Source organism: Spirillospora sp. NPDC046719 (genome assembly GCF_040645715.1).
Classification (GTDB): domain Bacteria; phylum Actinomycetota; class Actinomycetes; order Streptosporangiales; family Streptosporangiaceae; genus Spirillospora.
Map to the genome: position 1 here is coordinate 1 of NZ_JBEYYT010000351.1, position 2,658 is coordinate 2,658.

Annotated in this window: 2 protein-coding genes; both read left to right on the forward strand. The window is 72.9% G+C overall.

Annotation, left to right across the window (positions count from 1 at the left end; all coding sequences use genetic code 11):
* Positions 1 to 150 precede the first annotated feature (150 nt).
* Positions 151 to 1,539: a family 2 encapsulin nanocompartment cargo protein terpene cyclase gene (locus tag ABZ914_RS38465; RefSeq protein ID WP_500199383.1), complete on the forward strand. Its 1,389-nt coding sequence runs from the start codon at positions 151 to 153 to the stop codon at positions 1,537 to 1,539.
* Between the two features lie 45 nt (positions 1,540 to 1,584).
* Positions 1,585 to 2,439 carry a geranyl diphosphate 2-C-methyltransferase gene (locus tag ABZ914_RS38470; protein ID WP_500199384.1) on the forward strand — a complete coding sequence of 285 codons (855 nt, stop codon included), beginning with the start codon at positions 1,585 to 1,587 and terminating at the stop codon, positions 2,437 to 2,439.
* The last annotated feature ends 219 nt before the right edge of the window (positions 2,440 to 2,658 follow it).

The following is a 2,658-nucleotide window of genomic DNA, read 5'->3' on the forward strand; positions in this document are numbered from 1 at the left end:
GGACCGCCGGGCCTTATCCGTAAGGCCACCTGTACGCGCTCGGTTACATGCTGTTACCCCGAGGGAAGGTCGCTGCCTGTTGTAGTCGCCCTGAAGCTGTGAGTAACTGGTCACGGCCGACCACGCCATGATCCAGCGAGGGGAACGACGATGGACGACTGCAGCGTTGCCCGCCGACCCGGGCGCGGGACGGACGGGCCGGCGCCCGAGGCAGGGGCGGAGGCCGGGCCCGACACCGCGCCCGACGCCGCGCCCGTTGCCGGGGCCGAGCGCGCGGCGGCCGAGCGGGTGAGCCGGCTGCTGTCCGGGCCGAGCGGCCTCGGCACGTCGGCGGCGCGCATCCTGGACGCCCTCCGCACCGTCCCGCCCGCGACGGACGCGCCCTCTCCCGACGCACCCCCTCCTGACACGCCCGTGGACGTCGCCCCGACCCCGGCCGCGCCCGACCCGAACGCGCTGGACCCGAACGCACAGGAGCCGGGCGTGCCGGAGGCCGCCCTCCCGGTCCTGCCGACGCTCCTGCCGAGCCCGACGCGCAAGGGCGGCCACTTCTCGCCGGGCTACGCCGAACGCGCATGGGGCGACGGCTCGTTCCCGCCGCTGTACTGCCCGCTGACGGCCCGGATCGACGACGACCTCGCGCTCGTGGTCAACGACCGGCTCGTCGACTGGGCCGACGAGGTCGGGATCTACGCCGACCAGCTCGGCAAGTTCCGCAACACCGGGTTCGGGCGGCTCGCCGTCCTCGCGCATCCCGAGACCGACGACGTCGACCCGCTGCTGCTCGCCGCCAAGATGAACGCCGCGTGGTGGGCGTGCGACGACTACTACGCCGACGAGAGCGACCTCGGCGCCATCCCCACCGAGCTGCCGCCGCGGCTGGCGCTGGTGATGTCGGCGATGGACCCGCCGCCGGACGCGGGCAAGTACACCGACCAGGTCGAGGACGCCGTGCGGTCCGACCCCGTCCTCGTCGCGCTACGCTCCGCCACCGGCCACCTCAAACGCCACGCCGGGCCGTCGCAGCTCATGCGCGTCCTCAACACCACGTTCCAGATGTACGTCAGCTGGACGGCGTACGCGGCGTGGCGGCATCTCGGCCAACTGCCCCCGGTGTGGCGGTACCTCGCCGCGCGCCAGCACGACAGCTTCTACACGTCCATGACGCTGATCGACATCGTCGGCGGCTACCAGCTGGACGCGAACCTGTTCTACGAGCCCCGCGTGCACCGCGCGGTGATGCAGGCGGGCACCGCCTCGGTCATCGTCAACGACCTGCACTCGGTGGAGCGGGAGGCCGCCGACGACCTGCCCGACTGCAACGTGGTGCTGCTGATCGCCGAGGAGGAGGGCTGCTCCGTCGAGGAGGCGGTCCGGACGGCCGTGGCGATGCACAACGACTTCGTCCGCGGGTTCGAGGACAGCCAGCGGGAGCTGGCCTCGGTCCCGTCCGCCGAGCTGCAGCGGTTCCTGCTCGGCGTGCAGAGCTGGATGGCCGGCTGCCTGGAGTGGCACGGCGCGTCCGACCGCTACAAGTGACGACCCCACCCCGATGACCCGAACCCCACGAAAGGATCACCGGACATGACCGCAACCCAGGACTCCCCGGTCCTCGGCAGCCTTTACCAGCACTCCGTCGCGGAGTACTGGAACGCCGAGCGCAACCCGGTCAACCTCCGGCTCGGCGAGGTGGACGGGATCTACCACCACCACTACGGCATCGGCCCCGTCGACTGGACGGTCCTCGACGGCCCGGCCGAGACCCGCGAGCAGCGGACCATCGCCGAGCTGCACCGGCTGGAGTGCGCCCAGGCCGACCTGCTCATGAGCCACCTCGGCCCGATCAAGCCGGCCGACCGGCTGATGGACGCCGGGTCCGGGCGCGGCGGGTCGAGCCTGGTGGCGCACGAGCGGTTCGGCTGCCGGGTCGACGGGGTGTCGATCTCGGAGTCGCAGGTCGCGTTCGCCAACGACCAGGCCGAGCGGCGCGGCGTCGCCGGCAAGGTCCGCTTCCACTTCAAGAACATGCTCGACACCGGCTTCGAGACCGGGGCGTTCCAGGCGATCTGGAACAACGAGAGCACCATGTACGTGGAGCTCGGCCTGCTGTTCGCCGAGCACGCCCGGCTGCTGAAGCGCGGCGGCCGGTACGTGACCATCACCGGCTGCTACAACGACGCCTACGGGCTGCCGTCGCGGGCCGTCAGCGAGATCAACGCGCACTACATCTGCGACATCCACCCGCGCAGCACCTACTTCCGGGAGATGGCGGCGAACCGGCTCGTCCCGGTGAGCGTCGTCGACCTCACCTCGGCGACGATCCCGTACTGGGAGCTGCGCGCGAAGTCGACGCTGGCGACCGGCATCGAGCAGGCGTTCCTGGACGCCTACAAGGGCGGCAGCTTCCAGTACCTGCTGATCGCCGCCGACCGGGTCTAGGCGGCCCGGCTCCGGGCGGCCGGGTCCGGGCGGCCGGGTCCGGGGCAACCGGGTCCGGGCGGCCGGGTCTGGGAAGGGCGTGCCGCGGGGGCCCCGGCGGGGGGGGGCCCCGGCCGGGGGGGGGGGGTGGGGGTGCGGGCCGCGGCCGCCCCCCCCCGGCGGGGCGCCCCGCCCCCGACCGGCGAGGTGCACATCTCGGCCACCGCCGTGATGGGCGAC

Excerpts from the sequence above, each read along its gene's own strand:
- ABZ914_RS38470 (WP_500199384.1), top strand. The coding sequence starts at position 1,585 with ATGACCGCAACCCAGGACTCCCCGGTCCTCGGCAGCCTTTACCAGCAC.
- ABZ914_RS38465 (WP_500199383.1), top strand. The coding sequence starts at position 151 with ATGGACGACTGCAGCGTTGCCCGCCGACCCGGGCGCGGGACGGACGGG.